Source organism: Candidatus Hydrogenedentota bacterium, assembly GCA_016791475.1.
Lineage (GTDB): Bacteria > Hydrogenedentota > Hydrogenedentia > Hydrogenedentales > JAEUWI01 > JAEUWI01.
Genome location: JAEUWI010000105.1, coordinates 1 through 8,159 on the forward strand (window position 1 = coordinate 1; position 8,159 = coordinate 8,159).

Sequence of the window (8,159 nt, forward strand, 5' to 3'; positions counted from 1 at the left end):
CTACATTAAAAAGGCCCCTCGGGTTATACCGAGGGGCCTTTTCTCGTCTCTACACAAAATTACGCCCACACCGATCATCCACCCGACAAAACGACCATGGGGCTTGTGGGTCTCATGGGTCTAATGGGTCTCATGGGTCTAATGGGTCTAATGGGTCTAATGGGTCTTGCGGGCCGTGTGGATTTGGCTGTCAACTGTCAACTGTCAACTGTCAACTATCAACTATCAACTATCAACTATCAACTGTCAACTGTCAACTATCTCCTTTCCTCTTGCATTGCCCGGCGACTTCTGCTTAACTGAGGGCAGCAGTCACTAACCCCGGGAACTCTCGTATGAAGCCTTCTTTTGCTCTGTCACGTCGTGGACTTCTACTCCTCACACTCTCTACAGCCTGGATTGCCCCACTTCCCGCAGCCGCAGCGGCATCAGACGAAGCCTCCCCGTGGTTCATTGAAGGGTACGCCGGGCGGCAGAGCGCCGCACCGGGGGAAGACGTAACCTTCCACATCTCAACGGGTGCCTCCAAGTTCGACGCCGAGATCAAGCGTATCGGCGCGACGGAAGAATCGGTGTGGGCCCAGAAGGACATACCCGGCCAGGCCCATCCCATCCCGGAGAACGCTTCCTCCCAAGGGTGCCAGTGGCCTGAAACCTTTCGCGTTACGATTCCCCCGGAGTGGCGCAGCGGCTACTACCAGGTATCGTTGCGCGCGGTCGATGGCGGCGGTCGCTATACCCAACGGGGAAGGCGCACCGCCGAGTCAAGTTGTTTCTTCGTCGTGCGCGCTTCGGCCCCCGGGCAGAACACCAAGATACTCCTGCAACTGACCACGAATACCTACAACGCCTACAACAACTGGGGCGGTTCCAGTCTCTACGCCTACAACGGTCGCGGCGGCATCCAGGGGCACCGTGTTTCGTTTGATCGTCCCCCCGCGAGCCAGTTTTCCTCCTGGGAACTGCCCTTTATCCAATGGGCCGAACGAAACGGCTACGTACTCGACTATGCGATCAATTCCGACCTCGAGTTCAGACCGGAACTCCTGCAGCACTACCGCCTGGTGCTGAGTGTGGGCCACGACGAATATTGGTCCACGCCCATGCGGGACAATCTCGAAAACTTCATAGCCAATGGCGGTAATGTCGCCTTCATGAGTGGTAATACCTGCTGCTGGCAGGTCCGCAGCGAGGACGAAGGCAAAGCACTCGTCTGCTGGAAGGAAAACTATTTCAAAGATCCCGCTTTTGCCACGGGGGATCACGCGCTACTCACCTCCCTCTGGAGTCACCACCTCGTAAAGCGCCCGGAAAACCAACTCACCGGCGTAGGCTTCCTGTGGGGCGGTTTCCACAAGAGCCACGACCAGTTCATGGACGGCAGCGGCGCCTTCACTGTGCACCGCCCCGATCACTGGATCTTCGAGGGCACCGAATTGAAGCAGGGTGATGAATTCGGGGGTGAGAATACCATCGTCGGCTATGAATGCGATGGCGCAGAGCTGGAATGGCGCGACGGCCTGCCCTTCCCAACCTTTCGCGATGGTACACCCGAATCCTTTACCGTGCTCTGCACCGCGCCCGCCCGCTGGCACCCCGGCGACAGCGAATGGTATGAGAAATGGGAAAAGGGACGAACCGGGGCCGCGTGTCTCGGCCTCTACACGAAGCCGGGCGGCGGCACGGTCTTCACCTCGGGCACGACCGACTGGGCCCACGGCCTCCGGGGGGGCTCACCCGCAGTGGAGCAAATCACCCGAAACATTCTGGACCGGCTGTCGAAGTAGACGGCAAATACAACGCAAGATCGGGATTTATGCGCACCTTCAACACCACGTTTCGTGCGGCCGCCTGCGTCGCACTTGCCAGTTCGCTTTTTACCCTCTCCGTACCCGCACAGGACGCAATCCCAAAGGATCGCCCCCGCGTACGCCCCCCCTCAGCCTTGACCGGATGGGCCGATTGGGAAAAAGGCGAGGATTTGCTTAAACGCATCGAAGTTCCGCCGGCACCCGTGTTGACGCCGGAGCAGGAGCAGAAGACCTTCAAGGTCGCGCCCGGCTACCGCGTCGAGCTCGTCGCATCCGAACCCTTCGTGCAGAATCCCGTCTTCTTCGAGTTCGATCCCGAAGGACGCATCTGGGTCGTGGAGTATCAAGGTTACATGCGCGACCTCAATGGTAGTGGGGAAGACGAACCCATCTGCCGCGTGGTCGTTCTTGAAGACACGGACGCCGACGGCAAGGCCGACAAGCATACCGTTTTTCTGGACGAACTTGTCATGCCCCGATCCTTCGCCTTTGTGAAGGGTGGCCTGCTCTTGCAGGAGCCACCGACGCTCTGGTTCTGCGAGGATACGGATGGCGATCTCCGCGCCGACAAACAGACCGACGTGGGGGAGATGGGCATGGCCGGAAATCCCCAGCACACCGCCAACGGGCTGCGCTATGGCATCGACAACTGGCTCCATTGCGCCGATTGGAGCAAGCGCTACCGCTGGAAGGACGGGAAACTGGTCGAAGAAGAAACCATCAAGCGCGGACAATTCGGTGTGACCTTCGATGAGACCGGACGCTTCATGACCTGTTACGAAAACAAGGCCCTCTTCGGCGACAACCTGCCGGCGGCGTATTTGATGCGCAATCCCCATCTTCAGCGCGTATTCCAGCGCGGCGGCGGCGAACGCAAGGGCTTCGGCGTCAATGTGGATTTCGCCCCCAACGCCCAGGAGGTTTTTCCCATCCGCGTCACACCCGCGGTTACCCTCGGTGCCCTCGAATTGCGCGACGACGGGCGCCTGCGCACCTACACCATTGCAAGCGGTACGACCTTCTACGATGGACACCAGTTTCCCCCGGACGCCCATCGCAACGTTTTCGTACCTGAATCCGGCGGTCATCTTATTGGAAGACTCACCCTCAACGACGACATTACAACGGACGCGTCCCGATTTTATCCGCCCGAGCAGGAATTCCTCGCGTCAACCGACGAGCGCTTTCGCCCGGTCAACGCCCGCGTCGGTCCCGATGGCGCGCTGTACGTGGCCGACATGTACCACGGCATTATCGAGCACGTTATCTTCATGGTGCCGTGGCTCACCAAACAGATCGAAGAGCGCAAACTCGGCGAGGGCAATGATCTCGGCCGAATTTGGCGAATCGTTGCGGAAAACGAGCCCATTGACCGCAAGTCGCCGAGTCTCTCGAAAGCATCCACGGCGAAACTCGTGAAAACCCTGGCCCACCCTAACGGCTGGCATCGCCTTACGGCCCAGCGCCTGCTGGTAGAGCGTGCGGATTCGAAGGCGATTACGCGTCTTAGAAAAGCGGCTTACGAGAAGAATGCGCTCGCCGCTCTCCACGCGTTGTGGACCCTCGACGGCCTCGGCGCACTGGATACCGACACCCGTCTCGCGGCCTTGAAGAGCACCGATGAGCGGGTGCGCGCCGCCGCCGTCCGACTCTCTGAAGGAGACTCGAAACTCCTCACTGCACTGATCGAGCACACAAAGGATCAGAGCCAGGCGGTCCGACTGCAAGTCGCGCTGACATTGAGCACCTTCTCCGAGCCCCAGGCCCAGGCGGCCCTCGCCGACCTGGTCGCGAACGAAGCACACCCCCTGTTTCGTACCGCCGCGATAACCGGACTGGCCGGTCGTGAACTTGAATTCCTCAAGCACTGGACGGAACGCGGCGTAGAGGACGAAAGCCTCGTGTCGTTGCTCGCCCAATGTGTGCTGGAAGAAGCGAGTGCCCCCCGGGTCGAAGCGCTCTTCTCCCTTTTTGCGAACACCCCCGCCGACCGCAACTGGCAGCGCAACGCACTGCTGGATGCCTTCGCCCGGATCCGCTTTCCCCAGCCGTACTCCCTCGCCGAAGAACCCCGTGCCCTGACCGCCCTCATGCGTGCGCCGGATGTGGCCACCCGCGAAAAGGTGATCGCCGCCTTCAACCAGTTTACCTGGCCCGGAGCAACACTGCCTGATACATTGACGCAGAACGCCGCCCCCCTCACCCCCGAGCAGCAGACCCGCGTGGCGGCGGGCCAGCAGCTCTACACCATGGCCTGTGCCACGTGCCATCAGCCCCATGGCGGCGGTGTCCCTGGTGTCGCGCCGCCCCTCGCGGGTAGCGAATGGGTCGGCGGCCCCCCGGAACGGCTCATCCGTATTGTACTCAACGGACTCTACGGTCCCATCCAGGTGAACGGTCAGACCTGGAATCTCAGCATGCCCACCTTCGGCGCCTACACCGACGAGGAAGTAGCCAGCGTGCTCAGTTATGTCCGTCGCGCCTGGGGCAATGCGGCCGAGCCCGTTGACCCGGCCCTCGCGACCGCCGTCCGTCGCGAGAATGAAGGAAGGACCCTTCCCTGGCGCGCGGAAGAGCTCGCGCAGGTAGGCGGCGACGCGCTCGCCATTCAATCAATCCTGCCCGAACCGGACGGTTCCATTGTGCTCCCGGCCAGTAGATCCACGGTCTTCGGCCAGCGCCTCGCCTACCGGCCGACTCTGGATGTGCTCGCGCCGTGGGTCGTGGCGGAAGACATCGCCGAGTGGCAGGTGGAGGTGCCCCAGTCGGGAACCTACGATGTCGCGGTGAACCTTGCCGCCGACGACAAATCCGCCGGTGATTTCTTCATGATCGAGACCGAAGGCAGCCGTACCCGTGGCGAAGTGCCCGACACGGGAGGCTACGATCGCTTCGTGGAACGGCCCAGCGGTCGTCTCGCGTTGCGCGCGGGTCTGAATCGCGTCATACTCCGGCCCGACGGGCCCCTGAAGCAGGAACTGGCCGATGTGCGGGGACTGCGCCTCGTGCCTATAGCAAGGTAAGCGCAATAAACGAGCAAGAGTTGGAAAAACACCAAAAAGGCGGACGCCGGAATCAATCGGGCTTCCGCCTTCTCTCATTAGAGTGTGCGGTATCTGCGAACCAGCGGAGCGGTCACATGCCCGACACCGGCGAGCCGACGATACTGTATGCCTTCACCGAGACGGGGAGCTTGAGACCCCAGATCGGCGTGTTTTCATCGTTGCGGGAGTCGGCTGACAGTCGGACCAGTGTTGGCGCCGCAGCCAGATCACTGCCGGACAGGGAAGTTGAGATGAGATACACGGGGGATTCCCCGAGCGGCACAATCCCGCCGGGCCCGGCGTTTCCATCGTTCAAATACCCCGGCGCCCACGCAATAAGCACCGCACCGCGGGGACCATCGAAGGCATAGCCATGCACGCCACCCGTATTGCCCCCGTCTATGACGGCTTCTTTCTTCAGCGGTGCCGCAAACCGTGGAATGGGCCCCACGCTATTGGCCAGCATCGCCTGGGCCGCAAAAAACTTCTGCGGTACCGCCTCCGGACCAAGGAGCGGATTTTCCAGATCCCGGGATCCGTTGTTCACCTCACCCTCAAGGCCAGAGTGCCAGAATATCTTTTCCACGCCATGGGCCAGCAGAATAACCGCCTGGCGAATGTTAAAGTCCGAGGCTTCGCGCTCGCTCGCCTGCTGGCGATTCGCCGCCCAGTGGCCGGGGTTCGGCGGCGACCACGGCGTCCACGGCTTGTCATCCGTCCCCCAGTAGCTCAACTCCGTGGCCCAGATGGGCTTGCGGGCGCCCCGCGACTCCATCGTTGCCAGGATCCGCGTCATCAACGGCGCGAATGACTCAGGACCGTCGCCCTCGGGGTAGGGATGGAGATTGTAAATGTCCACAAGATCCAGCCCGCCCTTCTGAATGAACTCGTCCCCCATCGGACTATTGGCCATGATCGAAAGGCCTCCGATCACCACGCAATTGGGGTCGGCCGACTTCATCGCGGCCGAAGCGCCCTTCAGTAGCTCGATGTACGTATCCACCGTGTAGCCCCCTCCCGCAGGCAAACAATACCACGGCACCCAGAGCGGCTCATTCAAGAACTCCCAATAGCGCACGCGATCCCGATAGCGCGACACCGTCGCGAAAATGAAGGCATTCAGTTTGTCCCGGTGCTCGGGCGCCGGGGCATAGGCACTCCGCTCCACGGCGGGCAGACCCTCCAGCGGCGCTTCCGAGGCCCAGAGTGTCGATGGCTGCGGTGGAAGCAGCGGCAGGAGATTCATCCCCGCACGGCCAATACGCTCCACCTGTCGATCAATCTCCGCGAAGTCATAAGTGCCCTCCCGCGCTTCGATGGAGCCCCACTTCATGGACCAGTCGCGCGCCCAGGTCACCCCGGCCTTGCGTAACTGCCCGCATGCCCCATCCGTCGTCGGGACGTGATTGAGACCGAAGATTGACTCTTGCGAAGGATAACTTTCCACCACCGAGAACTTGATGGTCCGGCTGTGGGCGATTTCGCCAAGTTCCCACGACAGGTGCGCCCGGTAGTAGCCCCCTCCCGGCACGGACAGGGGGAGAAAGTTTTCCACACGTGCGCCCGGGGCTACCGACCATCGGTGAATAGTCTCGGGGCCTCGCGTTCCGAAATAGTCCTCAAGCTCGGCATGAAGCTCCACCTCCGTTGCCAGCGGGGTCGTATTCGCGCACGTTACCGTGAAGCCAATCGCTTCCGTGACGTCGAAGAGATTACCCTGGCGCCCGCAGTTCAGGCCAAGCTCGATCGCCTCGCGAGGAACATAGGCTGAGGGGGCCGCGCTTCCAGCGTCAGGCCCGCCCGACGAAACTTCGAGCTGAACACTATCAATCCAGACGACGGCAGAGGCTTCCGGAGTCTCCGAAAGATTCGGACCAAGGGCCACAAAAACATCCGGCGTATACGCCACCATAGAGAAATCGTAGCGCGCCCACGAAGTGCCCAGTACGACGCGCTTGGAGTGGAAATCCGCACCGACAACAGCGTTTACATTTCCCCCGAAGCGAAGGGCCAGGTCGGCGGGCACCCCATCCCTGTCCGCCCGCATGAAGGCAGAAAGGGTGTAAGCAACACCAGGGGTCACACGCATCCAACCCAGGCTTGCGGCCAGCGGGGCCGACTGGACAACCGTCTGCGACGAACCGAGCGTGTAGTCGGAATAGGTTACCGGCGTCAAGCCTGGTCCCAGCTCAATCCGGAGGCAGTGCCCGCCGTCGTAGGACTCTCCCGCCTGAACAACGCCATACAGCCCGCACAGATCGCCGCCCGCCGCCGTACTCTTTCCGAGAGAAGACCAACCATCCGCGCCCAGCTCGAAGCTGCTGTTGGGAATCAGATTCGTAGAAGGAAGCGAAGGTACAGCGGGGTTCCACCGCAGGGCGGACTCTTCCGCATGCGTTGTCACACACGCTGAAATCAGCAGAGGAACCATACACAGGCACAAAAGTGTGTCAGCTTCAGAGCGCAACAGCGGTCTTAGCCGAAAAAAGGGGATAGGGCAGTTCATCATAATCCTTCGCAGACAACAAGATTCCGGGTCATTGGTACTCAGCGCTGAGGTGGACCGGAATAGAAGCGTGATCGACACTATAGCGTATTACCACCCGAATCCGACTCCGATTCGCCCGCTGCGCTGAACTTCCAAAAAGAACTTGGGAATATGGGGCGGGGGCTGTACTGCCACCGACCCGCCGCCGACGGACGAAGCCGCGGGGGCGCAATGTGCGGCAGTACCAGTAACGCGGTGTTATAGGTGACGAGTGTATCGAGGCCCCATTCAAGCCAGAGGTTGGGCACAAATGCCGCGACCGCTCAGGGCCCACAATGCACGCAATCCGACAGCTGAAATCGCTATGCTGCCGATATATTGAACTGCGATTTACATGATTAAATCATACAGAGTCCGGGCCGGCGTAGACATCAAAAGCCCTGGCTGGGCGCGGCTTGCAACACCCGCTTAATCGGAGTAAAAACGCCATACTGGAAAATTTTACCGCGTGTTCGTTGACATCGTCTTTCTTCATTTGCTAAGCTACTCCTCCGCTGCCGAGAACGCTCGGCGGCAACACGGTTGAACAGCCCGCTTGCGGGCGGCTTCAGCCGAGCGACATTTGAATGGATAGCGTCTGTGCTTTTTGTGTGGCTTTAAAATAAGTTGAGCGCACGGTTGACATGGGCATTTAGAAATTGCTATCATACTCATCGCTTGACTGCGACGACGGTCAAGTGCATGAAACACGCAGCGGCGTCCCGCGCTCAGGTGTGGGTGCCGTAGGGTTTGCGTGTGTGCTTTTATGCTCTTTGA

General features: G+C 60.6%; 3 protein-coding genes. 2 read left to right on the forward strand and 1 reads right to left on the reverse strand.

The genetic code is table 11. The features are described from left to right. The first annotated feature begins 398 nt into the window (after window positions 1-398). Both JNK74_28020 and JNK74_28025 read left to right on the forward strand, forming a co-directional pair. Entirely contained in the window at window positions 399-1,787 is a 1,389-nt protein-coding gene (locus JNK74_28020; protein ID MBL7650037.1) for a hypothetical protein, read from the forward strand. 194 nt (window positions 1,788-1,981) lie between these two features. Beyond that, complete coding sequence (locus tag JNK74_28025) at window positions 1,982-4,834, forward strand: HEAT repeat domain-containing protein (GenBank protein MBL7650038.1); 2,853 nt, start codon at window positions 1,982-1,984, stop codon at window positions 4,832-4,834. 112 nt (window positions 4,835-4,946) lie between these two features. On the opposite strand, the gene JNK74_28030 is transcribed toward JNK74_28025, so the two are convergent. Then, a complete protein-coding gene (locus JNK74_28030; GenBank protein ID MBL7650039.1) occupies window positions 4,947-7,259 on the reverse strand; it encodes a hypothetical protein in 2,313 nt (770 codons plus the stop codon). Window positions 7,260-8,159 lie beyond the last annotated feature (900 nt).